The 25050-nt window shown below is 71.6% G+C and carries 24 protein-coding genes and 1 pseudogene; 15 read left to right on the top strand and 10 right to left on the bottom strand.

Going from position 1 to position 25050, the window contains the following annotated elements:
* The first annotated feature begins 20 nt into the window (after positions 1–20).
* The 7 genes from dacB to ACFWRV_RS22975 all read left to right on the top strand — a co-directional run bounded on the left by dacB (position 21) and on the right by ACFWRV_RS22975 (position 8745).
* Positions 21–1514, top strand: coding sequence for a D-alanyl-D-alanine carboxypeptidase/D-alanyl-D-alanine-endopeptidase (gene dacB, locus ACFWRV_RS23005; RefSeq protein WP_384337412.1), 1494 nt, complete (start codon positions 21–23; stop codon positions 1512–1514).
* Positions 1515–1584: 70 nt separating this feature from the next.
* A complete protein-coding gene (locus ACFWRV_RS23000) occupies positions 1585–2721 on the top strand; it encodes a zinc-dependent metalloprotease (RefSeq protein WP_384337410.1) in 1137 nt (378 codons plus the stop codon).
* Between the two features lie 197 nt (positions 2722–2918).
* Positions 2919–4031, top strand: coding sequence for a tRNA lysidine(34) synthetase TilS (tilS, locus tag ACFWRV_RS22995; protein WP_384337408.1), 1113 nt, complete (start codon positions 2919–2921; stop codon positions 4029–4031).
* Between the two features lie 109 nt (positions 4032–4140).
* Positions 4141–4680 carry a hypoxanthine phosphoribosyltransferase gene (gene hpt, locus ACFWRV_RS22990; protein ID WP_003968263.1) on the top strand — a complete coding sequence of 180 codons (540 nt, stop codon included), beginning with the start codon at positions 4141–4143 and terminating at the stop codon, positions 4678–4680.
* Between the two features lie 182 nt (positions 4681–4862).
* Positions 4863–6920 (top strand): ATP-dependent zinc metalloprotease FtsH, encoded by a 2058-nt coding sequence (ftsH, locus tag ACFWRV_RS22985; RefSeq protein ID WP_384337406.1) that lies wholly within the window; start codon positions 4863–4865, stop codon positions 6918–6920.
* A 162-nt stretch (positions 6921–7082) separates the two neighbouring features.
* Positions 7083–7688: a GTP cyclohydrolase I FolE gene (gene folE / locus ACFWRV_RS22980; protein WP_007456833.1), complete on the top strand. Its 606-nt coding sequence runs from the start codon at positions 7083–7085 to the stop codon at positions 7686–7688.
* Positions 7689–7755: 67 nt separating this feature from the next.
* On the top strand, positions 7756–8745 hold the full coding sequence (locus ACFWRV_RS22975; RefSeq protein WP_384337404.1) for a hypothetical protein: 990 nt from the start codon (positions 7756–7758) through the stop codon (positions 8743–8745).
* 45 nt (positions 8746–8790) lie between these two features.
* On the opposite strand, the gene ACFWRV_RS22970 is transcribed toward ACFWRV_RS22975, so the two are convergent.
* The 6 genes from ACFWRV_RS22970 to ACFWRV_RS22945 form a co-directional block, all read right to left on the bottom strand.
* Complete coding sequence (locus ACFWRV_RS22970) at positions 8791–9279, bottom strand: DUF3180 domain-containing protein (RefSeq protein WP_384337402.1); 489 nt, start codon at positions 9277–9279, stop codon at positions 8791–8793.
* Between the two features lie 74 nt (positions 9280–9353).
* Positions 9354–9965 carry a 2-amino-4-hydroxy-6-hydroxymethyldihydropteridine diphosphokinase gene (gene folK, locus ACFWRV_RS22965; RefSeq protein WP_384337400.1) on the bottom strand — a complete coding sequence of 204 codons (612 nt, stop codon included), beginning with the start codon at positions 9963–9965 and terminating at the stop codon, positions 9354–9356.
* Positions 9962–10321 carry a dihydroneopterin aldolase gene (gene folB, locus ACFWRV_RS22960; RefSeq protein WP_010063731.1) on the bottom strand — a complete coding sequence of 120 codons (360 nt, stop codon included), beginning with the start codon at positions 10319–10321 and terminating at the stop codon, positions 9962–9964. Before folB ends, folK begins: the two co-directional genes overlap by 4 nt.
* Positions 10322–10529: 208 nt before the next feature.
* A complete protein-coding gene (locus tag ACFWRV_RS22955; RefSeq protein WP_384337398.1) occupies positions 10530–11003 on the bottom strand; it encodes a nuclear transport factor 2 family protein in 474 nt (157 codons plus the stop codon).
* Positions 11000–11797 (bottom strand): dihydropteroate synthase, encoded by a 798-nt coding sequence (gene folP, locus ACFWRV_RS22950; protein ID WP_384337456.1) that lies wholly within the window; start codon positions 11795–11797, stop codon positions 11000–11002. Before folP ends, ACFWRV_RS22955 begins: the two co-directional genes overlap by 4 nt.
* Positions 11798–11900: 103 nt before the next feature.
* The gene (locus tag ACFWRV_RS22945; RefSeq protein ID WP_384337396.1) at positions 11901–13730 is read right to left on the bottom strand and encodes a phosphatidylglycerol lysyltransferase domain-containing protein; all 1830 of its coding nucleotides are present in this window, start codon (positions 13728–13730) and stop codon (positions 11901–11903) included.
* 278 nt (positions 13731–14008) lie between these two features.
* Between ACFWRV_RS22945 and ACFWRV_RS22940 the strand changes: the two are divergent.
* Positions 14009–14131 (top strand): annotated as a pseudogene (locus ACFWRV_RS22940) (esterase); the annotation flags it as partial.
* 38 nt (positions 14132–14169) lie between these two features.
* Here the strand turns inward: ACFWRV_RS22940 and ACFWRV_RS22935 are convergent.
* The gene (locus ACFWRV_RS22935; protein ID WP_384337394.1) at positions 14170–15390 is read right to left on the bottom strand and encodes an ABC transporter ATP-binding protein; all 1221 of its coding nucleotides are present in this window, start codon (positions 15388–15390) and stop codon (positions 14170–14172) included.
* Between the two features lie 158 nt (positions 15391–15548).
* On the opposite strand from ACFWRV_RS22935, the gene ACFWRV_RS22930 reads away from it, so the two are divergent.
* The 4 genes from ACFWRV_RS22930 to ACFWRV_RS22915 all read left to right on the top strand — a co-directional run bounded on the left by ACFWRV_RS22930 (position 15549) and on the right by ACFWRV_RS22915 (position 19267).
* Entirely contained in the window at positions 15549–16286 is a 738-nt protein-coding gene (locus tag ACFWRV_RS22930; protein ID WP_384337392.1) for an ABC transporter permease, read from the top strand.
* Positions 16287–16289: 3 nt separating this feature from the next.
* Positions 16290–16964, top strand: coding sequence for an ABC transporter permease (locus ACFWRV_RS22925; protein WP_384337390.1), 675 nt, complete (start codon positions 16290–16292; stop codon positions 16962–16964).
* Positions 16965–17032: 68 nt separating this feature from the next.
* Positions 17033–18007 (top strand): ABC transporter substrate-binding protein, encoded by a 975-nt coding sequence (locus tag ACFWRV_RS22920; protein ID WP_384337388.1) that lies wholly within the window; start codon positions 17033–17035, stop codon positions 18005–18007.
* Between the two features lie 120 nt (positions 18008–18127).
* Complete coding sequence (locus ACFWRV_RS22915; RefSeq protein ID WP_384337386.1) at positions 18128–19267, top strand: hypothetical protein; 1140 nt, start codon at positions 18128–18130, stop codon at positions 19265–19267.
* Positions 19268–19289: 22 nt separating this feature from the next.
* On the opposite strand, the gene ACFWRV_RS22910 is transcribed toward ACFWRV_RS22915, so the two are convergent.
* Positions 19290–20432, bottom strand: a complete 1143-nt coding sequence (locus tag ACFWRV_RS22910) for an NADH-quinone oxidoreductase subunit D (RefSeq protein WP_384337384.1) — start codon at positions 20430–20432, stop codon at positions 19290–19292.
* 38 nt (positions 20433–20470) lie between these two features.
* Positions 20471–21475 carry an SAM-dependent methyltransferase gene (locus ACFWRV_RS22905; protein WP_384337382.1) on the bottom strand — a complete coding sequence of 335 codons (1005 nt, stop codon included), beginning with the start codon at positions 21473–21475 and terminating at the stop codon, positions 20471–20473.
* A 96-nt stretch (positions 21476–21571) separates the two neighbouring features.
* Between ACFWRV_RS22905 and ACFWRV_RS22900 the strand changes: the two genes are divergently transcribed.
* Both ACFWRV_RS22900 and ACFWRV_RS22895 read left to right on the top strand, forming a co-directional pair.
* Positions 21572–22774, top strand: a complete 1203-nt coding sequence (locus ACFWRV_RS22900) for a sensor histidine kinase (RefSeq protein WP_384337380.1) — start codon at positions 21572–21574, stop codon at positions 22772–22774.
* 60 nt (positions 22775–22834) lie between these two features.
* Positions 22835–23509 (top strand): response regulator transcription factor, encoded by a 675-nt coding sequence (locus tag ACFWRV_RS22895; protein ID WP_030593192.1) that lies wholly within the window; start codon positions 22835–22837, stop codon positions 23507–23509.
* A 24-nt stretch (positions 23510–23533) separates the two neighbouring features.
* Here the strand turns inward: ACFWRV_RS22895 and ACFWRV_RS22890 are convergent, their stop codons facing one another.
* Complete coding sequence (locus tag ACFWRV_RS22890; protein WP_384337454.1) at positions 23534–24646, bottom strand: DUF5937 family protein; 1113 nt, start codon at positions 24644–24646, stop codon at positions 23534–23536.
* Between the two features lie 103 nt (positions 24647–24749).
* On the opposite strand from ACFWRV_RS22890, the gene ACFWRV_RS22885 reads away from it, so the two are divergent.
* Positions 24750–24926 (top strand): hypothetical protein, encoded by a 177-nt coding sequence (locus tag ACFWRV_RS22885; protein ID WP_384337378.1) that lies wholly within the window; start codon positions 24750–24752, stop codon positions 24924–24926.
* Positions 24927–25050: the final 124 nt, after the last annotated feature.

The following is a 25050-nucleotide window of genomic DNA, read 5'->3' as shown; positions in this document are numbered from 1 at the left end:
GCGAAAGGGGCTGGTCAGCGGTGGCCGAGCAGGTGGAAGAACCGTCGATGCGCCCCTCGGACCCATGGGGCGGGCCGAAGATCCTGACGAAGAAGCGCAACGGGTCCTCCACCTGGCAGGTGATCGCAGGCTCCGCAACGCTCGGCCTGGTCGTCGCCGCCGGCGCCGTCCTCGCCGCCGGCCCCTGGGACAACGGTCAGCGTAAGGCCGAGCGGGCGCTGGCAGCCGCCGGCGACCGCACAGGTGGCGCACATCACGGACGCACCACACCCGACGGTCCCCGCCCGGCCCCCAGCGCCCCGGCCGTCCTGCCCGCCCTCGGCACCACCACCCAGGACGCACCCCAGGACCCCGCCGGGCTCCGCGACGCCCTCGCCCCGCTCATCGGCGCGCCCGAACTCGGGAACAAGGTCGCCGCGTCCGTCATCGACACCGCCACCGGCAAGCAGCTGTACGGGAGGGGCGCCACCGCTCCGATGACCCCGGCCTCCACCATCAAGATCGCCACCACCGTCGCGGCGCTCTCCGTCCTCGGCCCCGACCACCGCATCGCCACCACCGCCGCGCTGTCCCCCGACTCCCGCACCCTCACCCTCGTCGGCGGCGGCGACCCCACCCTCAGCAAGGCGGCCCTGCGCTCGATGGCCGCCGACGCCGCGAAGGCCCTGCGCGAGGACGACGAGGACGCCCCGGACGCGGCAGGCCCGGTCCGCCTCGCCTACGACATCTCCCGCTACACCGGCCCGGTGCTCCACCCGATCAGCCCCAACGACAACATCGCGCCCGTCACCGCTCTGATGGTCGACGAGGGCCGCCTCAACGACACGGACCGCGGCCACGCGCCCCGTACCGACGACCCGGCGGGCGACGCCGCCCGCGCCTTCGCCCAGGCCCTGAAAAAGGCGGGCGTCAAGGTCACCGGCGCCCCCCGCGAGGCCCGCGCGGCCGACGACGCCCGCACCGTCGCCACCCACCGCTCGGCCCCGCTCTCCGCCCTCGTCGAGCGCACCCTCACCAACAGCGACAACGACATCGCCGAAGCCCTCGCCCGGCAGACCGCCATCGCCAAGGGCGAGAGCGCCTCCTTCGCCGGAGCCCGCCGCGCCGTCACCAACGAACTGAAGAAGATCGAGGTCCCGGTCGCCGGCGCCCACTTCGCCGACGGCAGCGGCCTGGACCGCGCCGACCGCGTCACGCCCGCCCTCCTCACCGCCCTCCTCGCCCGCGCCGCCGACCCCGACCGCCCCGGACTCCGCCCGGCCCTCACCGGCCTTCCCATCGCCGGCTTCAGCGGCACCCTCGGCGGCCGTTACGCGCAGGACGCCCAAGGCACCGGTCTGGTCCGCGCCAAGACCGGCACCCTTCTGGGCGTCAACTCCCTCGCCGGAACCGTCGTCGACCGGCAGGGCCGGCTGCTCGCCTTCGCCTTCCTCGCCTCCGGCAGCCTCTCCGCGACCGAGGCCGAACCCGCCCTCGACGCCCTGGCCACCGCCCTCGCCGGATCGGGCGGCTGAGGAGACCCCCGTACCCGAAGAGCCCTGCAAGACCCCACCAAGGGACGACAAGCTCACGTACGGTTGACGCATGACGAGCATCGGTGGTGCCCAGATGGTCGACTGGAATCTCGCGGTGGCGACCGCGACCCGGCTCGTACGGCCTGGGCCCGACATCAGCCGCGAGGAGGCCCGCGCCGTCGTCGCGGAGCTCCGGCGGCACGCCAAGGCCTCCGAGGAGCACGTCCGGCTCTTCACCCGGATGATCCCCGAGGGGACCGAACCCGAGGACACCCCCGTCCTCGTCGTCGACCGGCCCGGCTGGATCAAGGCCAACGTCGCCGGCTTCCGCGAACTGCTGAAGCCGCTGCTCACCAAGATGGAGAGCCGCCGCACCGGCGGACCCGGCGGCGCCGTCCTCGGCGCGGTCGGCGGCAAGGTCACCGGCGTCGAGCTGGGCATGCTGCTCTCGTTCCTCGCCTCCCGGGTGCTCGGCCAGTACGAGACGTTCGCCCCCGCCACCAGGGAGCTGCCCGCCTCCGCGAACGGCGGCGGCCGCCTCCTCCTCGTCGCCCCCAACATCGTCCACGTCGAACGCGAGCTGGACGTCGAACCGCACGACTTCCGGCTCTGGGTCGCCCTCCACGAGGAGACCCACCGCACCCAGTTCACCGGCGTGCCCTGGCTCCGCGACCACCTCCAGGGCGAGATCCAGACGTTCCTCGACGAGACCGACGTCGACCCGATGACCTTCCTGGAACGCCTCCGCGAGGCCGCCCAGTCCCTCTCCGGCGCCGGCCGCCCCGAGGGCGAACAGGGCGAGAGCGACAACCGCAGCCTCGTCGACATCGTCCAGACCCCCGCCCAGCGCGAGGTCCTCGGCCGCCTCACCGCCGTCATGTCCCTCCTCGAAGGGCACGCGGACTACGTCATGGACGGCGTGGGCCCCGACGTCGTCGGCTCCGTCTCCGAGATCCGCGAGAAGTTCCAGCAGCGCCGCGCCCAGGGCGCCGGCCGCCTCGACCAGGCCCTGCGCAAGCTCCTCGGCCTCGACGCCAAGCTCCGGCAGTACAAGGACGGCGAGAAGTTCGTTCGATCGGTCGTCGACGAGGTCGGCATGGACGGCTTCAACCGCGTCTGGACCTCGCCCAACACCCTCCCGACCAAGGCCGAGATCGCCAAGCCCGCCGACTGGGTCGCGCGCGTGCACCGTAAGGCCGAATCCTGACCATCAGACCGTCCGGATACTCCCGGGGGACCGATATTGGCCCCCCAATCACCCATCCGAGGGACCATGGAGGCACGGGAAGGCGTGCAATGCTCGATGAACAGCTTGACTCTGTCACCATCGACGCACTCTGAGTGACGGGACTCACGCGTTCCGGCGCTCGACGCTCCTCCCGAACTCCACGAAGGGCACCGGACATGGGTCCCCATCCTGCGGTCGCGGCGATACGCCTGGCGGTCCGCCGCGTACTCCACGACGTCATCACCGAATTCCAGCGGAACGCCGGCCACGACCGGCCCGCCGAAGCGGCCATGCGCCCCGCGCACGCCGCCCGCTCCCGCTACGCCGAGGCCGGCGCCGCGGGCAGCCCCCGTACGACTCTCCCCGAACGGCCCGACACCCCGCTCGTCCTCGTCGCCTGCTCCGGCGGCGCCGACTCCATGGCGCTCGCCTCCGCCCTCGCGTTCGAGGCCCGCAAGCTCGGCGTCCGGGCCGGCGGCATCACCGTCGACCACAACCTCCAGCCGGGCTCCGGCCTCCGCGCCGCCGAGGTCGCCACCCGGCTCACCGCCATGGACCTCGACCCCGTCGAGGCCGTCGCCGTGCACGTCGGACGCGAGGGCGGCCCCGAGGCCGCCGCCCGCGACGCCCGCTACGCCGCGCTGGACGCCGCCGCCGAACGCCACGGCGCCGCCGCCGTCCTGCTCGGCCACACCCGCGACGACCAGGCCGAGACGGTCCTCCTCGGCCTCGCCCGCGGCTCCGGCATCCGCTCGCTCTCCGGCATGGCCGCCGCCTCCGGACCGGCCGGCCGCTACCGCCGCCCCTTCCTCCAGCTCGACCGGCAGACCGCCCGCAAGGCCTGCCTGGTCCAGTCGATCCCCGTCTGGGACGACCCGCACAACATCGACCCCGCCTACACCCGCTCCCGGCTCCGCCACGAAGGCCTGCCCGCCCTGGAGAAGGCGCTCGGCAAAGGCGTCGTCGAGGCACTCGCCCGCACCGCCCAGCTCTCCCGCGACGACGCCGACGCCCTGGACACCTGGGCCGCCGAGGCCGAGCTGTCCGTACGCGACGAGACCGGCCGCCTGGAGTGCGCGGGGCTCTACGCCCTGCCGCCCGCGGTACGCCGCCGGGTGCTGCGCCGCGCACTCATCGAGGCGGGCTCGCCCGCCGGCTCCCTCTTCGCCCGGCACCTCGAAGAAGTCGACCGCCTGATCACCGGCTGGCGCGGCCAGCGGGCCATCAACCTGCCCGGCCGCGTCGAGGCGCTGCGGCAGGGTGGCAGACTGGTCATTCGGCAGAGCTGACGCGCGAGCGGCTGAAGTGCAGGCGAACCGCCGCCGGCCCGGGGCTGACCCGGACCGGCGGGCCAGGGCGTCGGCAGCACAGAAAGAGACGTGGGTGAACGAGAAGGACATGGGTACCGACCTTCAGTCGGTGCTCCTCACCAAGGAAGAGATCGACGCGAAGCTCGTCGAGCTGGCCGCGAAGATCGACGCGGAGTACGCGGGCAAGGACCTGCTCATCGTCGGCGTCCTCAAGGGCGCGGTGATGGTCATGGCGGACCTGGCGCGCGCGCTGTCCACCCCCGTCACGATGGACTGGATGGCCGTCTCCTCGTACGGAGCGGGCACCCAGTCCTCCGGCGTCGTGCGGATCCTCAAGGACCTCGACACCGACATCAAGGGCAAGCACGTCCTGATCGTCGAGGACATCATCGACTCCGGACTGACGCTGTCCTGGCTGCTGTCCAACCTGGGCTCCCGGGAGCCGGCCTCGCTGGAGGTCTGCACCCTGCTGCGCAAGCCGGATGCCGCAAAGGTCGCGATCGATGTGAAGTGGATCGGTTTCGACATCCCCAACGAGTTCGTCGTCGGCTACGGGCTGGACTACGCGGAGAAGTACCGCAACCTGCCCTTCGTCGGCACGCTGGCCCCGCACGTCTACGGCGGCTGACCCCGGCCGACCCGTCGGGGAACCCTCACTGCCTTCGGGCCGTTGAAGCTTCGAAAGCAGGTTTCTCCGCCGTACCCCGCAGTCGCGGGTGACGATGCTGGGGTACCGTCCGAAGAACAGTCTTTTCTCACAGCAGCATTTACCTACGGGCAGGAGGGACGGGGCGACTTCGCTCCGTATGGATGGACGTGAAGCGATACTTCCGTGGGCCGGTCATGTGGATCGTGCTGGCCGTCCTCGCCGTGGTCGTGTTGATGCAGGTCGTCGGCTCGTCGGGCGGCTACAAGACGGTGGACACCGGCAAGGTGATCCAGGCGATCAGCAAGGACCAGGTGGAGCAGGCCAAGCTGACCACCGGTGACGAACAAATCCTCAAGATCGAACTGAAGGACGGCCAGAAGCTCGAAGGCGAGTCCGGCAGCAAGTTCCAGGCGAGCTATATCGGCAACCAGGGCGTCGAGCTCGCCGACACGCTGCAGACGAAGTTCGAGGCGGGTGACATCGAGAAGGGTTACACCGTCTCGCCGTCGAAGCAGTCCCCGTTCGTCTCGATCCTCCTCTCGCTGCTGCCCTTCGTCCTCATCGTGGTCGTCTTCCTGTTTCTGATGAATCAGATGCAGGGCGGCGGTTCCAAGGTCATGCAGTTCGGCAAGTCCAAGGCCAAGCTGATCACCAAGGACACCCCCAAGACGACCTTCGCCGATGTGGCGGGATCCGACGAGGCGGTCGAAGAACTCCACGAGATCAAGGAGTTCCTCCAGGAGCCGGCGAAGTTCCAGGCCGTCGGCGCCAAGATCCCCAAGGGCGTCCTGCTCTACGGGCCGCCCGGTACGGGCAAGACGCTGCTCGCACGCGCCGTCGCCGGCGAAGCGGGCGTGCCGTTCTACTCGATCTCCGGTTCCGACTTCGTCGAGATGTTCGTCGGCGTCGGCGCCTCCCGAGTGCGTGACCTCTTCGAGCAGGCCAAGGCGAACGCCCCGGCGATCGTCTTCGTCGACGAGATCGACGCCGTCGGCCGCCATCGCGGCGCCGGCATGGGCGGCGGTCACGACGAGCGCGAGCAGACGCTCAACCAGCTGCTCGTCGAGATGGACGGGTTCGACGTGAAGGGCGGCGTCATCCTGATCGCCGCCACGAACCGCCCGGACATCCTCGACCCGGCGCTGCTGCGCCCGGGACGCTTCGACCGGCAGATCGCGGTCGACCGCCCGGACATGCAGGGCCGCCTGGAGATCCTCAAGGTGCACCAGAAGGGCAAGCCCGTGGCGGAGGGCGTCGACCTCGGCGCCGTCGCCCGGCGCACGCCCGGCTTCACCGGCGCCGACCTGTCGAACGTGCTCAACGAGGCCGCGCTCCTGACGGCGCGCAGCAACAAGAAGCTCATCGACAACGAGAGCCTCGACGAGGCGATCGACCGCGTCGTGGCGGGTCCGCAGAAGCGGACCCGGATCATGTCCGAGAAGGAAAAGAAGATCACCGCGTACCACGAGGGCGGACACGCCCTGGTCGCGGCGGCCTCCCCCCAGTCGGACCCGGTCCACAAGATCACGATCCTCTCCCGCGGCCGCGCCCTCGGTTACACGATGGTGCTCCCGGAGGAGGACAAGTACTCCACGACCCGCAACGAGATGCTCGACCAGCTGGCGTACATGCTGGGCGGGCGTGCGGCCGAGGAGCTGGTCTTCCACGACCCGACCACCGGTGCCGCGAACGACATCGAGAAGGCCACGGCAACGGCCCGCGCGATGGTCACGCAGTACGGCATGACGGAGCGCCTCGGCGCGATCAAGTTCGGCGGCGACAACTCGGAGCCCTTCCTGGGCCGAGAGATGGGCCACCAGCGCGATTACTCGGAAGAGGTCGCGGCCCTGGTCGACGAGGAGGTCAAGAAGCTCATCGAGACCGCCCACAACGACGCGTGGGAGATCCTCGTCGAGAACCGCGACATCCTCGACGCCCTGGTGCTCGAACTGCTGGAGAAGGAGACGCTGGGCAAGGACGAGATCGCCGAGATCTTCGCCCCGCTCGTCCGGCGCCCCGCCCGCCCGGCCTGGACCGGATCCGCCCGACGCACCCCGTCGACGCGGCCCCCGGTCCTCTCTCCCAAGGAACTGGCCCTCACCAACGGCGCCTCGGTCGCCAACGGTTCGGCCACCCCGCCGGAGATCGCCCCGAAGGACCTGACCAAGGACATCGCCCCCTCCACGGAGGCGATCCCCGAGGACCGTCCCGAGAGCTAGTCCCGGACCGCTCCGGTGAGACCCCCGTCACGGGGGCCGATCCGGTCCCGGAATGGATGCCGCGCCCCCCAGGTTTTAGCCTGTGGGGGCGCGGCTTTTCCGTATGCCTGCGATGTCCACGTGCGATCCGCGCACGGGGCAGCACAGAGGAACGAGGCACAGATGACCGACCCGGTGACGTTGGACGGCCAGGGTTCGATCGGCGAATTCGACGAGAAGCGGGCCGAGGCGGCCGTACGCGAACTGCTGATCGCCGTCGGCGAGGACCCTGACCGCGAGGGTCTGCGGGAGACGCCGGGGCGGGTGGCGCGGGCGTACAAGGAAATTCTCGCCGGTCTGCGGCAGGAACCCGAGGACGTGCTCACCACGACCTTCGATCTCGGGCACGACGAGATGGTCCTGGTGAAGGACATCGAGATCATGTCGCTGTGCGAACACCACCTCCTGCCCTTCCACGGAGTCGCACACGTCGGCTACATACCGGCCGACTCCGGCAAGATCACCGGCCTGTCGAAGCTGGCCCGCCTCGTCGATGTCTTCGCCCGCAGGCCCCAGGTGCAGGAACGTCTCACGACGCAGGTGGCGGACTCGCTCATGCGGATCCTGGAGGCGAGGGGCGCGATCGTGGTGATCGAGGCCGAACACATGTGCATGTCGGTGCGGGGCATCCGCAAGCCCGGGGCGAAGACCACGACGTCGGCCGTACGAGGCCAGCTCCGCGATGCCTCGACCCGCGCCGAGGCGATGAGCCTCATTTTGGCGCGCTAGCCCGCTTTGTCAGTGGTGCCCGATACGCTCCTCGACCTGTGCTGGTGAACAGGCCGAGGAGCGGCGCATGAGCGATGGGTTACCGAGCAAGCAGACCGTGAACGCGGTGGGCGGGCGTCTCCAGGCCCGGGAGGTCGCCGTCGGCACCAGGCTGTGGACGCTGGACGGGTCCCGTGCGGCAGAGACGACTGTCACGGACGTGACGGCCGTCAAGGCGAGAGCGGCCGTGGAGGTCGTCACGAGTCATGCGGCTTTCACGGTCTCCGGGGACCTTCTGCTGGCCACACCGGACGGTTGGATCCGCCCCGAGGACGCGACGGGCAGAACCATCGCGTGGACCCACGCGCGCAAGCTCTGCCGCGAACGGCTCACGTTCCGCATGGGATACGCGTTCGGCTATTTCGTGGGGGCCACCTGTGCGGACGGCACGGTGGGCAAGAACTACGTCTCACTCGTCGTGAACGACGAGGCGTTCGCCACCCGGTACGCGCGCAGCCTCACCGAGGCGACGGGCCTGGCGGCCCGGCTCCAGCCCGTGACGCGACCCTCCGGCTACCTGGGCCGGGAGATTCCGGGCTTCCGGGTCCGAGTGGTGTCCTCCTACCTCGCCGATGCCCTGCGCCAGTACGCCGGCGGCGACGCGCACCACATGAGGCAGGCGTTTCCCCGGGTCGTGCTGCGGGACCGCGAGGTCTTCGACGGTTTCCTCGACGGATACGCGGACGGCGACGGGTGCCGTGCCAAGCGCTGGGCCGGCCGGACCCTGGTCAGCGCCAACGTGCCGTTCCTCGTCGATCTTGCCGAGATCATCGGTGCGCGGTTCACCCCCGCGAGGAAGGGCCTCGCGTCTCACCTGATCCTGGTGGACCGCTGGGCGGCACGCGGCACGTTCCGGCCGGAGCATCACGACGCCGATCCCGTGGAGTCCAGCTGGGTGACCGTCGAGTCCGTGCGGCCCCGCCCCGCGCCCGGCAAGCCGTTCACCCTCTACGGATACCGGCTGCGGCCGCATCCCGCGTTCCTGGTCAACGGGCATCTGGTCCGCGCGGCGGCGTGACCGGGGCGGTGACTCGTGGGTCGGGTCGCCGGCCCCCGTCGTGCGTTACGCCGCAGCCGTGCCCGTGCCGTCGTGGTCGTTGCCGTCCTCCGGGAGGCGGCAGACGCGTTCCAGGAAGAGGGCGGCCGCGATGACGCCGATGCCGGCGATCACCGCCGCGCCCGCGTAGATGGCCTGGTCGCGTCGGGGCGGGATGTCGAGGTAGCTCAGGAGGAAGACGCCGGTGCCGCCGTACATGCCGGCGACCAGGGCCGCGACCAGGGCGCTCGCCTGGCCGAAGACGACCGCGCGGGCCGCGAACAGGGGCTCGACGCCCTTGGCGCCGGGGCGGCGTTCGCGTTGGGCGCGGAGGCGGTTGCGGGTGGAGAGGGCGGTCGCGAGGAGGATCGCCGCGATCACCGCGAGCACGATCGACGCGGCCAGCGGGACGCTGGGCAGGGTGCCGAAGGAGTCCCAGAGGCGGGCCCCGCCCCAGGAGAGGACGCCGGCGGCGGCGAAGAGGCCCGCCAGTACCCCGAGCCGTAGTTGCTTCACCGAGTGAGCCGCCCTTCGCGCCGCCTGTGCCCGGTCCGGCCGTGCGCCGGACCACCGTCCGTCGAGCCTAACGATTACTCCGGCAGGCGCAGTTCCAGGTCGGCGCGCGGCAGGACGCTGTCGCGGCCGACCTCCGCGAGGAGCTGGGCCACCGCTCCGGCGCCGGGCAGCTGGGCCTCGGGGTCCACGTCGTGCCAGGGGGCGAGGACGAAGGCCCGCTCGTGGGCGCGCGGGTGGGGGAGCGTGAGCACCGGGTCGTCGGAGAGGACGTCGGCGTACGACACGATGTCGACGTCGATGGTGCGCGGGCCCCAGCGCTCCTCGCGGACCCGGTCGAAGGCCTCCTCGACGGCCTGGCCGCGCTCCAGCAGGGAGGCGGGGGGCAGCGTCGTCTTCACGAGGATGACCGCGTTGAAGTACGACGGCTGGGAATCCGCCTCGACGCCCCAGGGCTCCGTCTCGTACACCGGCGAGACGGCCTTGACCCGCAGACCCGGGGTGTCCTCCAGGGCGTCGACGGCCCCCTGAAGGGTCTCCAGGCGGTTGCCCAGGTTGGAGCCGAGGGAGATCACGGCCATCTTGGGGTTGGAGAGCGTGACGTCGGCGGCGTCCACCTGCCGGACGACGGCGGTCGGAACCGGCTGTACGGTCGGGTCGCTCTGCCCCTCGGTCGAAAATGCAGTCATGCTCGGCTCCGGGTGATGGTGATGGTCACGTCGTCGAAGGGGACGGTGATCGGCGCATCCGGCTTGTGCACCACGACCTCGACCTCCTGGACGCCTTCGTGCTTCAGGCACTGCTGGGCGATGCGCTCGGCGAGCGTCTCGATCAGATCGACCGGTTCACCGGTCACCACGTCGACGACCTCCTCGGCCACCACGCCGTAGTGCACGGTGCGGGCCAGGTCGTCGGCGGCTGCCGCGGGGCGGGTGTCGAGGCCGAGCACCAGGTCGACGATGAAGGTCTGGCCCTCTTCCCGTTCCCGGGGGAAGACGCCGTGGTGCCCACGGGCCTTGAGGCCGCGCAGCGCGACACGATCCACGCGAATCACTCCTGCTGTCGTTGGTCGAGAGGCACCCGGCCGCGTGCGGGCGGCGAGGTGCCTTCTTTCGAATCTACCTGCGAGCACAGACAGTGCTCGCCCGTGGGGGCCATGGACAGCGCCTCACCGGGCTGGTAGCCGCCCATACCCCTCGGTGATCGGTTCAATCCCTATCGGTCCCGTACCCACTCGGGAGGGTGTTTCCTCCTCAGGAGGGGGTTTCCTCGTCGTCGTCCTCGTCGGAATCCGTCAGGACGGGTGACCCGTGGTGGGACCAGAGTTTCCAGCCGTCCGGGGTGCGCCGGAACACGTTCGTGGCGACGACCAGCTGCCCCACCAGGGGGCCCAGCGCGTTGCCCTCCTCGGCCGGCCCGCCGCTGAGGATGTTCTCGGTGCAGGTGACGAGCGCGGTGTCGCCGGTCATCGCGATGTTGACGTCGGTCAGGAAGAACTGGATGTACTCGGTGTTCGCCATGATCAGGGCGTAACTGCGCAGCACCTCGCCCCGGCCCGTGAGCACCGGCCAGCCGGGGTGGACGCAGGAGACGGTGAGGTCCTCGCCGGGCAGCCAGCGGTCGGAGAGCTCCTCGTAGTCGCCGCGCTCCAGCGCCTCGTAGAAGGCGGTGTTGGCGGCCTCGACCTCCGCGATGTCGGCGGCGGCCTGTGCGTGCTCCTCGTTCACGCGGCTCCCTCGACCGCGCGGGCGACGCGGACCGCGTCGGCGGTGGCCCGCACCTCGTGGACCCGGACCGCCCAGGCGCCGGACTGCGCGGAGAGCGCGGAGACGGCGGCGGTGGCGGCGTCGCGTTCGCGGGCGGGCGGCGGGGAGGCGCCCGGACCGGCCAGGACGTGGCCGAGGAAACGTTTGCGGGAGGCGGCCACCAGCAGCGGGCGGCCCAGCGCATGCAGCTCGGCCAGGTGCGCGACGAGCGCCAGGTCGTGGGCGGCGTCCTTCGCGAAGCCGAGGCCGGGGTCGATCACGACGCGCTCGGGGGCGACCCCGCCCGCGATCACCGCGTCCATCCGCTGCCGCAGCTCGTCGAGGACCTCGGCGACGACGTCCGCGTACACCGCGCGGCTGTTCATCGACTCGCTGAAGCCGCGCCAGTGCATCACGACGAACGGCACCTCGGCGGCGGCGACGGCCCGGATCATGTCCGGGTCGGCGAGGCCGCCGCTGACGTCGTTGACCAGGGCGGCCCCGGCGGCGACGGCCTGCTCGGCGACGCGGGCGCGCATGGTGTCCACGGAGACGGTGACGCCCTCGGAGGCCAGTCCCCTGACGACCGGGACGACCCGGCGCAGCTCCTCGGCCTCGTCGACCCGGCTGGCGCCCGGGCGGGTCGACTCACCGCCCACGTCGACCAGGTCGGCGCCCTCGGCCACCAGGTGCAGGCCGTGTTTGACCGCCGCCGTGGTGTCGAACCAGCGGCCGCCGTCGGAGAAGGAGTCGGGCGTCACGTTGACGACCCCCATGACCGCGCAGCGGTCCCACTCCGGCAGCCCTCGGACCGTGCCCCGCGTGCGTGACGTACTCATACGACCAGACTAGGACCTGCCGTGGCCCCGTACGACGCCGTTACGCCGCGCTCACCTCGTGCTCCGCGTGCGGACGCACGGTGTGACCGCACGGGCGGGGCGTGCGGGGCCGGAACGGGCGGGGCGGCGAGAGGTTCACGAAGCCCTCCGCCCGCATCGCGGCGATGCCGATGCGGGGCAGGTCGCGGCTGGTGCGGAAGACCACGAAGCGGGGTTCCCAGCGGGGCCCGAACTTCGCGTTGAACTTGTACAGCGACTCGATCTGGAACCAGCGGGAGAGGAAGATCAGCAGTCCGCGCCAGCAGCGCAGCACCGGGCCCGCGCCGAGCCGCTCGCCCCGGGCCAGGGCCGAGCGGAACATCGCGAAGTTCAGCGAGACCCGGGCGACGCCGAGCTTCTCGGCGGCCTGGAGGGAGGCGACGATCAGCAGCTCGTTCATGCCGGGGTCGGCCGAGCGGTCGCGGCGCATCAGCTCCAGGGACATCCCGTCACGGCCCCACGGTACGAAGTGGAGGACCGCCTTGAGGTCGCCGTGCGGGGAGTCCTGCGTACCGGAGCCGGGCAGGTGGGCGGTGGCGATCACGCAGTCGCCGTCGGCCGGGTCGCCGATCCGGCCCAGCGCCATGGAGAAGCCGCGTTCGGTGTCGGTGCCGCGCCAGTCGGCCGCGGCCCGCCGGATGCGGTCCAGCTCGGTGTCGCCGATGTCACGTGCCCGCCGGACCCGGGTCTCGTAGCCGCCCCGCTCGATGCGCTTGACCATCTGGCGCACGTTGCGCATGGCGCGTCCGGCGAGGGAGAAATCCGCCACGTCCACCACCGCCTCGTCGCCCAGCTCCAGGGCGGTGAGTCCGGTCTCGCGGGTCCAGACCTGGCCGCCGGTCTCACTGCAGCCCATCACGGCGGGGGTCCAGGAGTGCGCCTGCGCCTCGTCCATGAAGCGCTCGATCGCGCCGGGCCAGGCCTCCACGTCGCCGATGGGGTCGCCGCCGGCCAGCATCACCCCGGAGACGACCCGGTAGCAGACGGCGGCCTTGCCGCTGGGGGAGAAGACGACGCCCTTGTCGCGGCGGAGCGCGAAGTGGCCGAGCGAGTCCCGCCCGCCGTGCCGCTCCAGCAGCTCCCGCAGCCGGCTCTCGTCGTCGTCGGTGAGGCGGGCCGCCGGGTGTTCGGGGCGGAAGGCGAGGTAGATGGTGGTGACGGCGGTCAACAGGCCGAGCGCGCCCAGCGAGTAGGCCACCGTCCCGTCGGTCCGCCCGGTGTAGTCGACGGGGCCCTCGACGCCGAACAGGCCGTACAGCACGTGCTGGAGGCGGTCGGCGATGGACGGGTCGCCGACGACCCGGCCGGGGTGGACGCTGACGATGATCAGCCCGAGCCCCAGCGAACCGGCCCCGAGCAGCACGAAGTTGGCGAGCGCGCGCCAGCGGCTGCGCGGGTCGGGCAGTGCCCGGAACTGGTCCCGGTGGCGCACCAGCAGCCAGCAGAGCGCGAGCGGGACGAGCACCCCGACGATCGAGTGGCGGTACGCGAACTGGGCCACGGCCCCCACGGGCAGCAGGATCACCGCGGCCCGCCAGGCCCGCCGTTTGTGCCGCTTCAGCCCGTGGGCGAGCAGGAGCAGCAGCATGCCCGCGCTCAGCGCGAGCGCGGCGGCGAACGGGCCGAGCGCCCCGGGGAGCACCTCGGCGAGGGTGTGCATCCGGCTGTGCCGGAAGCGGGGGAAGACTCCGGAGGCGACGTCGATCAGCCCGACGACGGTGCAGGCGGTTCCGACGAGAGCCGGTACGGATTCGGGGCGAGGCCCGTGGAGCAACCGGCGGACGCGCCCCGGAACCGACACCGGCTTATCCCCATCTGGCGTGACAGACATCGTTTCCCGTGGCTTCGCGAGAGATTCTCGTTCGTCCGTCCGCGGGCCGGGGCCCTGCGGACGATGTGCGCCCTCTAGGACGAGGGTCGGGGAGCGCGGGTTCACCCATATTCCGGAAATTTCCCGCATCCGGTCGCCCGGTCTCCCTGCACGGAATCACGGAGAGAACACGCCTCATGGGTCTCACCAGCACCGCAGTTCTGGCGGTCGTGGCGGCGCCGGCCGTCGCGCTGTTCGCCGCCACGGGTACGGCTCCGGCCGCGGCTCGCCCCGCCGACGTGAAGGCGCCCGCGAAGGTGTCGTCCGTCGTGCTCGACGGCGGCGGGCACGACGTCACGACCTGGCGGCGGGAGATCCCGCCCGCCCTGGAAGGGCTGAGCGCCCGGCTCGGCGAGGACTGAGCCCCGGCCGCCCGGGCGGAGGACCGGGCCCCGGCCGTCTAGCTGGTGGTCGCGATGCTCGTCACCGTCTCCACGGCGACCTCGGCGCGCGGTACGTCCTGGGCGTCCGCGTCGATCGAGCGGCGCAGGGCCTCGTGCAGCCGGGCGGGGGTCAGCACCCCGAGGAAGCGGCCCTCGCTCTCCTTGTCGATGACCGCGATCCAGCCCGCGTCGTGCTGGAGCATGGTGGCGAAGGCCTGCTTCAGGGGCGCGCCGAGCGGAAGCCACGCCTCCATCCGGCGGGCGTGCTCGCGGACGGTGCCCTTCGCCGCGCCCTTGGCGCCTGCGGTCGCGTCGGCGGCCTTGCTCGCACCGGCCGTCGCGTCGGCGGGGATCCAGCCGTGGAGGTTGTCCCGGCCGTCCAGGACGACCGCCCAGCGCGCGCCCTCGGACCGGAGCCGCGCGGTGGCCGCGGCCAGCGGGTCGTCGAGGTGGACGACCGGTGGCTGGTCGAGGTCGCTCTCCTCGATGGGCGTCACCGAGAGCCGCTTGAGCCCGCGGTCCGCGCCGACGAAGTCGGCCACGTACGGGGTCGCGGGGGCTCCGAGCACGGTGGCGGGGGAGTCGAACTGCTCGATGCGCCCCTGTCCGTAGACGGCGATGCGGTCGCCGAGGCGGACGGCCTCCTCGATGTCGTGCGTGACGAACAGCACGGTCTTGCGGACCTGGGCCTGGAGTTTCAGGAATTCGTTCTGGAGCCGTTCGCGGACGACCGGGTCGACCGCCCCGAAAGGCTCGTCCATCAGGAGGACGGGCGGATCGGCGGCCAATGCGCGGGCCACGCCGACGCGTTGGCGCTGACCGCCTGAAAGCTGTTCCGGATAGCGGTCACCATAGACGGAGGGGTCGAGTCCGACGAGGTCGAGGAGTTCGGCGGCGCGTTCGCGCCCCTTTCCGCGCTTCCAGCCCAGCAGATGGGGAACGGTCGCGGTGTTCTCCAGGACCGTCTTGTGCGGGAAGAGTCCGACCTGCTGGATGACATAGCCGATGCGGCGGCGCAGTATGACGGGGTCGATGGTGGATATGTCGTCCCCGTCGAGGAATATCCCGCCCTCGGTCGGTTCGATCAGCCGGTTCACCATCTTCATGGTGGTCGTCTTGCCGCAACCGGAAGGTCCGACGAGCGTGACCAGTTCACCCTCGGCGACCTCGAAGGAAAGGTCGTCGACGGCGGTGGTGCCATCGGCGTACCGCTTGGTGACGTGCTCGAAACGGATCATGGTTCCCCATTGTGGAGGGCGTTCTGTGAAGGGCATGTTGCCGGAATGCGACAGCCTCCGCGATTGTCAGTGGTCGAGGATAGGCTCGTCAGTCATCAGTTCGATCCGGGTGATCCGGGGCATCCGGCGTGACGAGGGAAAGCAGGAGGTGGGGGCGGATGGCCGAGCAGAGCTGCCTGGCGGCGAACGACTGGATCTGCGGGGAGTACCTGCGCTCCCGCAGCCAGGAGTTGACCGACGCGACCGTGCAGCACATCGGGATCACGGTGGTCTCGGTGCTGATCGGGCTCGCGGTCGCCTTTCCGCTGGCGTTGCTCGCGCGCCGGGGCCGGCGGTTCGCCGGACCGGTGCTCGGGCTGACGACCGTGCTCTACACCGTGCCCTCGCTGGCGATGTTCTCGTTGCTGCTGCCCCTGTTCGGGCTGTCGGCCGCGCTCGTGGTGACGGGGCTCGTGCTCTATTCGCTGACCATCCTGGTGCGCAACATCCTGGCCGGGCTCGAAGCGGTACCGCTGGAGGCCAAGGACGCCGCCCGCGGCATGGGGTACGGGCCGGGCCGGCTGCTGTGGGAGGTGGAGCTCCCGCTGGCGCTGCCCGCGGTGATGGCGGGGCTGCGGATAGCCACCGTGTCGACGGTCGCGCTGACCACGGTCGGCTCGCTCGTCGGCAAGGGGGGCCTCGGCAATCTCATCGAGGACGCGCTGCCCAGCTTCTTCAAGGCCCAGGTGCTCACCGCCTCGGTCCTGTGCGTGCTGCTCGCGGTGGCGGCGGACCTGCTGCTGCTCGGCCTCCAGCGGCTGCTGACGCCGTGGACCCGGATATCCGGGGCGTCGCGTCCCGTCCCGGCGAAGACGGACGCGGGACCCCCCGCCCTGGCGAAGGCGGAGGTGGGCTGACCCGTGGGAGTCATCGGCGAAGCCTGGACCTGGCTGACCACCGGGGCCAACTGGTCGGGGGACGGCGGGGCCGCGCACCGGCTCGGCGAGCATCTGTACGTGAGCGGGGTCGCCCTGGCGGTGGCCTGCGCGATAGCCCTGCCGCTCGCCCTGTATCTGGGGCACATCGGCAAGGGGGGCGCGCTCGCGGTCAACCTCTCCAACGTGGGGCGGGCCATCCCGGTCTTCGCGGTGCTGGCCCTCTTCATGGTCACGCCCCTGCGCAACTCGGGGTACTGGCCCACCATCATCGCGCTGGTCCTGTTTGCGGTGCCGCCGCTGCTGACCAACGCCTATGTCGGCATGCGGGAGGTGGACCGGGCCGTGGTGGAGGCCGCGCGCGGCATGGGGATGTCGGGCGGGCAGCTCTTCGTCCGGGTCGAGCTGCCGCTCGCCTACCCGATGATCATGACCGGGCTGCGGTCCGCCGCCGTCCAGGTCGTCGCCACGGCGTCGATCGCCGCGATGGTCGGCCTCGGCGGTCTCGGCCGGATCATCACCGCCGGGTTCAACACCTACGACACCGCCCAGGTCTTCGCGGGTGCGGTCCTGGTCGCCGGCCTCGCCCTGGTGGTGGAGGGCGTGCTGGTGGGTCTGGACCGGCTGCTGTCCCCGTTGCGCCGCCGCAGGCCCGCGTGAGCCCACATCTTTTTTCCGACTTGCTTTCTTCTGGTCATTTCCCTTTGTTCGGACGGAGAACAACACACATGAGCAGGACCTCGCGGATAGCCGGAGCGGTCATCGGCATGGTGGCGCTGGCCGGGTCGCTCGCGGCCTGCGGTGGCGACAGCCTGGAGCAGGAGAAGGGCGGCTCCGGCTCCTCGGCCGGCGGCGACGGCAAGAAGGGCTCCCTGGTCGTCGGGTCGGCCGCGTTCACCGAGTCCAAGGTGCTCGCCGAGCTGTACGCCCATCTCCTCGGCGACGCCGGGTACAGCACCTCGGTCACCACGGTGAAGAACCGTGAGCTGTACGAGCCCTCGGTGGAGAAGGGCGAGATCGACGTCATACCGGAGTACGCCGCCACGATCGCCGAGTTCCTCAACGCCAAGGTCAACGGGGCCGACAAGGCCCAGGAGAAGCCGGTGGCCTCGGGCGACGTGGACGCCACGGTCGCCGCGCTGAAGAAGCTCGCCGAACCGCTGGGTCTCACGGTCCTCCCGCCCGGAAAGGCCGTGGACCAGAACGCCTTCGCGGTCTCGAAGGAATTCGCCGAGAAGAACAGCCTCACGACCCTTTCCGATCTCGGGAAGTCGAAGCTGAAGGTGAAGATCGCGGCGGGCGACGAGTGCGAGGTGCGGCCGTTCTGCGCACCCGGTCTGAAGAAGACGTACGGCATCGACGTCACCGGGATCGACCCCAAGGGCGTCGGTACCCCGCAGTCCAAGCAGGCCGTCCGCGACGGCAAGGTCGAGCTGGTCCTGACGACCACCACGGACGCGGTGCTGGACGGGCTGGTGTTCCTGGAGGACGACAAGAAGCTCCAGAACGCGGACAACGTTCTGCCGGTGCTGAACACCAAGGACGCGGGCGACCCGGAGATCGCCGCGGCGCTCGGAAAGCTCACCGACACCCTCACCACGGAAGACCTCGCCGAGCTGAACCGGAAGGTCGACGCCGAGCGCGCCAAGCCGGCCGATGTCGCCAAGGAGTATCTGGAGTCGAAGAATCTGATCAAGAAGTAGCGCTCGTTCTCGGCGAAAAGGGTCGGGCACCGTGCTTTTGGGGGGCCGTGAGGTAACCGGCGGGGAACAGATTCCCGGGCGGCCCCCCAAGTGGCCCGCACACACGGTAAATTTCAGGCCATGCCCCGTGGACGCCACCGCCATTCGCCGCCCCTCCACAGAATCCTGCCCCCCTCCGTGGTGGCGGGAGTGTCGGTCGTCGGTGCCGCCGGCGCCTGGCTGCTGGCCGAACCCCTGGTCCTGCGCGGTCTGGTGGCCGCCGTGGCGGCCGCCGCCGTCACCGGTGCGTATCTGATGCGCAGCTGGGACCGGGCGGCGGGGCTGCGGGTCGCCGAGCTGACCCGGGCCCGCGCCAGTGACGAATGGCGGGCCGAGGAGCGGATAGCCGAGCTGGAGCAGGACCTGGAGGAGTCGCGCGAGCTGCGCACCCGTCTGGAGACCAAGCTCCGCCGCAAGCGTGTCGAGCTCGCGGGGCTGCGCGGGGAGCACGCCGGACTGCTGCGCCGGTACGCCAACGCCGAGACCGAGCGGGCCAGCGCACTGGAGGGCCGCAGGCAGCTCGCCATCGAGGCCGCGGCCCCCAAGGAGCTGCTGCCCGCGCGGTCCACGCCGACCCCCGAGTCGTACCGGCGCGCGGACGAGGCCCTGATGAACCTCACGCGCAACGCGGCGCTCCAGGAGACGCGCCGCACGGTGGAGGCGGCCCGGCAGCGCCGGCCCGTCGACCGGCACCGGGATGCGGAGGCGGAGAGCCCGGAGGGGAAGCACGCGGCGGCCACCGGGGCGGGCGAGCACCTGGACCACCAGCACGGCCGCCCCTCGACCACCCCGCCCGCCCCGGACCGGCGGAACACGAACACCCCGGCTCCGAACCCCGGGAACGCCGGCACCGCGCCCCTCGCGAACGCCCGGAGCGCGAACGCCTCGGCCCTCGCGAAGGCCCCTGCCGCCATCGCGCCGGTGCGCGTGCCGCGGGCGATCCCGGCCGCCTCGGCCGTCGTCCCGTACGCCACCGCTCGCCGCCACCTGGCCCCCCAGGGCAACTTCGACTTCTTCGGCACCCAGAACGCCCAGAAGGCGAACGCCGCGATCGAGTCCGTGCAGAACGAGGACCTCGCGGACGTCGTCGGCGAGGAGGCGCTCGCCGCCCACCGCACGGGAGTCGTCGACAACCGCGCCGTCGGCAAGGTCATCGACCTCACCGCGCACGACGAGACCGAGCAGATCGACGTGGCCCAACTGCGCGGCGCGGTCTCCTGAGAGACGGCCCCGCTCCCGTCCGCTACTTGTCGATGTCGCCGACGACGAAGAACAGCGAGCCCAGGATCGCCACCATGTCGGCGACCAGCGTGCCCGGCAGCAGCTCGGTGAGCGCCTGGATGTTGTTGAACGAGGCGGAGCGCAGCTTCAGCCGGTAGGGCGTCTTCTCGCCCTTGGACACCAGGTAGTAGCCGTTGACGCCGAGCGGGTTCTCCGTCCAGGCGTAGGTGTGGCCCTCGGGGGCCTTGAGCACCTTGGGCAGCCGCTGGTTGATCGGCCCGGGCTCCAGGTGGGCCATCCGGTCCAGGCAGGCGTCCGCCAGGTCCAGGGAGTTGAGGGTCTGCTCCAGCAGGCACTCGAAGCGGGCCAGGCAGTCGCCCTCGGTCCGGGTGACGACCTTCAGGGTGTCCTGGAGCTGCCCGTACGCGAGATACGGCTCGTCGCGCCGCAGGTCGAAGTCGACGCCCGAGGCACGGGCGATCGGCCCCGACACCCCGTACGCGTGCACCGCCTCGGGGGACAGCACGCCCACGTCGCGCGTACGGCCCCGGAAGATCTCGTTGCCGAGGACGAGGTTCTCGTACACGTCCATGCGGGAACGGACGGAGGCGACGGCGTCGCGGACCCGCCCGGCCCAGCCCGCCGGGACGTCCTCCTTCAGCCCCCCGACCCGGTTGAACATGTAGTGCATCCGCCCGCCGGAGACCTCCTCCATCACCGCCTGGAGCTCCTCGCGCTCCCGGAAGGCGTGGAAGACCGGGGTGATGCCGCCCAGTTCGAGGGGGTAGGAGCCGAGGAACATCAGGTGGTTGAGGACCCGGTTCAGCTCGGCGAGCAGCGTCCGCGTCCACACCGCGCGTTCGGGGACCTCCATGCCGAGCATCCGCTCGACGGCCATCACGACGCCCAGTTCGTTCGAGAACGCGGACAGCCAGTCGTGGCGGTTGGCGAGCATGATGATCTGCCGGTAGTCGCGCGCCTCGAACAGCTTCTCCGCGCCCCGGTGCATGTAGCCGATGACCGGCTCCGCGTGCTGGACGCGCTCGCCGTCCAGCACGATCCGCAGCCGGAGGACCCCGTGCGTCGAGGGGTGCTGGGGACCGATGTTCAGCACCATGTCGGTGCTCTCCGCCGCTCCGCCGATGCCGATCGTCGTCTCCGTCATGCGGGACAGTATTCCCTGCGCGCGTCCGGCTGCGGGCGTTACGGGGACCCGGCCGGGAAGCCCACCCGGTGCAGCAGCCACCCGAAGTCCCCGAGCCCGCCGCGCGCGGTCAGCTCCGCCGCCTCGCCGGCCGCCGCCAGCGCGCGTACATACCCCGTCGGATCGGTGGCGGCGAGGCTCAGCGTCGGCCGGTCACCGCCGACGCCCAGACGGTGCAGCGCCGCCCGCTGGTCGGTCAGCTCCGTGCTCGCGGGCGCCAGGGCCGTCGACACCGCCGCCGCGCAGGCGTCCAGCGCCACATGAGCGGTCAGGTCGCAGGAGCCGTCCGGCACCGGCCGTACCTCGCGCCCGCCCCGGAAACCGGTCAGCGTCCCGAAGGGCGGCCGGGCGCCCCGTACATGGGCGTAGTCCACCGCCACCGCGAGCCCGGCGGTCAGCGAGCCGGCCGCGCGTGCCCAGGCCGCGTCCCGGGGGCGGCCGATCTCCGCCCGGTCGCCCGGCGCGGACAGCGGCCACCAGCGCTCCAGCCACGCCGCGTCCGCCCCGGTCACCGGAGCGCCCAGGCGCTCCACGCCGTCCGAGGTCCGCACCTGGACGTACCGGGGGACGCCGTCCGCGTCCGCCTCCGCCACCTCCACCGGAACGTTGTCCAGCCACTCGTTGGCGAACAGCAGCCCGGTGACCCCGGCCGGCGGCTCGGCGCACCACTCGATCCGGGGATCCAGGCCCGCGGGCCGGGCGGCGACCTCGACGGCGTACGGGGTCACGTCCGGTCCTTCCGGCAGTGCGGCCAGCACTCCGGTCAGCAGCTCACCGCGCCCCGCACCGACGTCGACCAGCGCGAGTGTGCCGGTGTCCAGCTCCTGCGCGATTCCGGTCAGCAGCCGGGCCACCGCCGTCGCGAAAAGGGGCGATGCGTGGACCGACGTACGGAAGTGGCCCGCGGGTCCCTCCGGGCTCCGCAGCGGGCTGCGATAAAAGCCCTCATCTCCGTACAGAGCGGCCTGAGCCGCCTCCCGCCAACCGCGCCACTCGTCCGTCACGTAGGCAAGTCTCCACCTTGGGGAGTACGGTCCCAGGACCTGGATCGACCCTCCGGTTGACCCGGGCACCGATCCGCTGTCCCTACGCTGGGTTACGTGCAGCGCCTCTACGACTTCATCCGCAGACACCCGACGGGCGTCGACGTCTTCTGGGCCGTCTTCCTCCTCGGGCTCTCCGGCATGTCGATGGTCTCGGGCATGTACGACGCGGGACGCGAGGAGATCGTCGCCGTTCCGGTTGCGCTGGGGTTCTCCACGGTGGTGGCGCTGCGCCGCAAGGCCCCGGAGAAGATGCTGCTGCTCGCCATCCTGGTGGGCGTCGCGCAGCTGGTGTTCGACGTCCGGCCCGGGATCGGGAACTTCGCGATGCTGGTGATCACCTACACGGTGGCCACGGTCGGGGAGCGCTGGGCGTCCCGGCTCGCCCTGATCTGCAGCCTGAGCGCGGCGGCCCTGTCCCAGGTGCGGTGGGAGGCCGAGCCCGGCGGATCCTGGCCCCAGGTGATCTTCGTGACGGTCATCATGACCGTGCCGTTCGTGCTGGCCTGGGTGCTCGGGGACTCGCTGCGGACCCGGCGGGCCTACTTCGACCAGCTGGAGGAGCGCGCCGCCCGCCTGGAGCGGGAACGCGAGGCGCAGTCCAAGGTCGCCGTCGCCGCCGAGCGGGCCCGGATCGCCCGGGAGCTGCACGACGTCGTGGCGCACAACGTGTCCGTGATGGTCGTCCAGGCAGACGGCGCCGCCTATGTCATGGACGCCGCCCCCGACCAGGCCAAGCAGGCCCTGGAGACCATCTCCAGCACCGGCCGCCAGGCGCTCGCCGAGATGCGGAGGCTGCTCGGGGTGCTGCGGACCGGGGACGCCCCGGAGAGCGGGGAGTACGTCCCCCAGCCCGATGTGGAGCAGATCGAGGACCTGGTCGCGCAGGTGCGGCAGACCGGCCTGGAGGTCGACTTCAAGGTCGAGGGCACCCCGCGCCCGCTGCCCAGCGGCGTCGAGCTGACCGCGTACCGCGTCGTGCAGGAAGCCCTGACGAACACCCGCAAGCACGGCGGTCCCGACGCCGGGGCCAGCGTCCGGCTGGTCTACTTCGACGACGGCCTCGGGCTGCTGATCGAGGACGACGGCCGGGGCGCGGCGCACGAGCTGTACGAGGACGGCGGCGCGGACGGCGCCGGGCACGGGATGATCGGGATGCGGGAGCGGGTCGGCATGGTCGGCGGCACCCTGGACGCGGGGCCCCGGCCCGGCGGCGGATTCCGGATCAGCGCCCTGCTGCCGCTCAAGCCCCCGGGCTGACCCGTCCGACGACTTCTTCGACCACGACCGACCCCCAGGACAGGACACGATCCCATGACCATGGCCATCCGCGTGATGCTCGTCGACGACCAGGTGCTGCTGCGGACCGGCTTCCGGATGGTGCTCGCCGCCCAGCCCGACATGGAGGTCGTCGCCGAGGCCGGGGACGGGGCGGAGGCGATCGAGATCCTGCGGTCCACCGCCGTCGACGTGGTCCTGATGGACGTCCGCATGCCCCGGCTGGACGGCGTCGAGGCCACCCGCCGCATCTGCGCGCAGCAGGACCCGCCGAAGGTGCTCATCCTGACCACCTTCGACCTCGACGAGTACGCCTTCTCCGGGCTGAAGGCGGGGGCCAGCGGCTTCATGCTCAAGGACGTGCCGCCCGCCGAGCTGCTCGCCGCGATCCGTTCGGTGCACAGCGGCGACGCGGTCGTCGCCCCGTCCACCACCCGCCGGCTGCTCGACCGCTTCTCGCCGATGCTGCCCAGCGGCGACAAGGAGCCGAAGAACAAGCACGTCAGCAAGCTCACCGAACGCGAACGGGAAGTCATGCTCCTGGTCGCCCAGGGCCTGTCGAACGGGGAGATCGCGGCCCGGCTCGTGCTCTCCGAGGCCACGGTCAAGACGCACGTCGGCCGCATCCTCACCAAGCTGAACCTCCGCGACCGGGTCCAGGTCGTCGTCCTCGCCTACGAGACCGGCCTGGTCCGGGCCGGCGGCGGGGCGGGCTGAGGGGCCGGGGGGCGCGGGGGCGGCTCAGCGCAGGACGCCCTCCAGGAAGTCGCTGCCGAGCCGGGCGACGACCGTCAGGTCCAGCTGGTGCAGGACGTAGCGCCCCCGACGGCGCGTGGTGACCAGGCCCGCCTTCTTGAGCACGGACAGGTGCCGGGACACCTCGGGCGAGGTGATGCTGTGCGACTCGGCGAGTTCGCCGGTGGTGTACGGGGAGCGGGCGAGGTTGCGGCACAGCCGCATCCGCATCGGGTAGGCCAGGGCCTCCATCCGGAGCTGGAGCTGTTCCACGGAGGCGGGGGACGGCAGATCGGGCATCCGGACCGGGTAGTGGATCACCGGCCGCCAGTGATGGGCGTGCAGCACCGTCAGGTGGGGCCAGCCGAAACTGGTGGGGATGAGGGTGAGCCCGACGCCGACGTCCGGGGCGACGGCGGTGGTCCGGCCCTCGGTCAGCTTGTCGACCGTGATCCGCTCCGCGGTCTCGTCCAGCGTCAGCGCCGAGGAGACCGCACCGATCGCTTCGGGGAGCCCCTTGCGCCGCAGCAACTCGGTCTTGTGCCGGGCGTCGGCGACCAGTTGGACGGAGACCCGTCGCCAGGTGTCCGCGAAGAACGCCTGGTCGCAGTCCTCCAGGAGCCGCCGGATCCACCCGCGTACGGAGACGGGGTCGGCCAGCAGCCGCTTGGTGAACTCCACCTGCCGCGGGCCGCGCGCCGCCGCCATGTCCAGGGCCCGGGCCCGCATGCCCGGGTGCGTCAGCGGTGACGGGGCGTCGCTCCCGTACATCCTGGAGCAGGTGAACTCCGTCGCCGCGGCGACGAACCGCTCGTCGTCGAGCCGGTCCAGGATGTCCAGGTCCTCCGTCAGGTTCGCCCCGGTCCTGCCGTCGCCCCCGCGGATGCCGGAGAACGCCAGGAAGATGTCGGCGAAGGTGTTCCGCCACAGGAACTCCGCCTCCAGCATCCGGTCGGCGAGGTCCGGCTCCAGGGCCGCGGCGGTCGCGGTGACCCAGCCGTGCAGCCCCGGATGGTGGCCGGGCTCGGAGAGCGCGTGCAGGGCGAGGCCCAGCTCGGCGAGGGGAGAGGTCGCGAAAACGACGCGTTCGGCGGGCAGTCCCGCGATGTCTATGTGCACGCTCACCCCTCCATAGTGGCGGTACGCACCCGGGCCGACGTTCCGATTGACGGGGGCCGTCAATCAACGCGCGGCTCCGCCGCGAGCTGCGCAGGCTGAGGGCATGGACGCCATCCAGCAGCACATGCTCGACACCTACCGCGCGGCCCGGCTGTCGGAGCCCGCGCCGCCGCCCCCCGGCCGCCATGACCGCGCGGTCCTGCGCGACCTGTACCGGTACTGGCTGACCCACCCGCCGACACACGCGACCGGCGACCTCTCCGGCCCTTCCGGCGCTTGAGGACGGAACCCCCAGCCACCTCCAGCCCGTCCGGCGCTTGAGGACGGAACCCGAGGGCGGGGGCCGGTCACTGGACGGGCCCCGGCATCTCCAGCCTGTCCGGCGTTCGAGGACGGACCCCCCA

The sequence above is a fragment of the Streptomyces sp. NPDC058576 genome (assembly GCF_042718715.1).
Taxonomy (GTDB): Bacteria; Actinomycetota; Actinomycetes; order Streptomycetales; family Streptomycetaceae; genus Streptomyces.
This window is presented reverse-complemented; position numbering and strand designations above follow the sequence as displayed.

Bases quoted from the DNA above. Each gene is read 5' to 3' on its own strand.
- ACFWRV_RS22975 (WP_384337404.1), top strand. From the start codon at position 7,756: ATGAGCGATGGGTTACCGAGCAAGCAGACCGTGAACGCGGTGGGCGGG.
- ACFWRV_RS22930 (WP_384337392.1), top strand. From the start codon at position 15,549: ATGGCCGAGCAGAGCTGCCTGGCGGCGAACGACTGGATCTGCGGGGAG.
- ACFWRV_RS22915 (WP_384337386.1), top strand. From the start codon at position 18,128: ATGCCCCGTGGACGCCACCGCCATTCGCCGCCCCTCCACAGAATCCTG.
- folP (WP_384337456.1), bottom strand. From the start codon at position 11,797: ATGGGGGTCGTCAACGTGACGCCCGACTCCTTCTCCGACGGCGGCCGC.
- ftsH (WP_384337406.1), top strand. From the start codon at position 4,863: ATGGACGTGAAGCGATACTTCCGTGGGCCGGTCATGTGGATCGTGCTG.
- folK (WP_384337400.1), bottom strand. From the start codon at position 9,965: ATGACTGCATTTTCGACCGAGGGGCAGAGCGACCCGACCGTACAGCCG.
- ACFWRV_RS22920 (WP_384337388.1), top strand. From the start codon at position 17,033: ATGAGCAGGACCTCGCGGATAGCCGGAGCGGTCATCGGCATGGTGGCG.
- ACFWRV_RS22885 (WP_384337378.1), top strand. From the start codon at position 24,750: ATGGACGCCATCCAGCAGCACATGCTCGACACCTACCGCGCGGCCCGG.
- ACFWRV_RS23000 (WP_384337410.1), top strand. From the start codon at position 1,585: ATGACGAGCATCGGTGGTGCCCAGATGGTCGACTGGAATCTCGCGGTG.
- tilS (WP_384337408.1), top strand. From the start codon at position 2,919: ATGGGTCCCCATCCTGCGGTCGCGGCGATACGCCTGGCGGTCCGCCGC.
- ACFWRV_RS22895 (WP_030593192.1), top strand. From the start codon at position 22,835: ATGGCCATCCGCGTGATGCTCGTCGACGACCAGGTGCTGCTGCGGACC.
- ACFWRV_RS22910 (WP_384337384.1), bottom strand. From the start codon at position 20,432: ATGACGGAGACGACGATCGGCATCGGCGGAGCGGCGGAGAGCACCGAC.
- hpt (WP_003968263.1), top strand. From the start codon at position 4,141: ATGGGTACCGACCTTCAGTCGGTGCTCCTCACCAAGGAAGAGATCGAC.
- folE (WP_007456833.1), top strand. From the start codon at position 7,083: ATGACCGACCCGGTGACGTTGGACGGCCAGGGTTCGATCGGCGAATTC.
- ACFWRV_RS22945 (WP_384337396.1), bottom strand. From the start codon at position 13,730: ATGTCTGTCACGCCAGATGGGGATAAGCCGGTGTCGGTTCCGGGGCGC.
- ACFWRV_RS22935 (WP_384337394.1), bottom strand. From the start codon at position 15,390: ATGATCCGTTTCGAGCACGTCACCAAGCGGTACGCCGATGGCACCACC.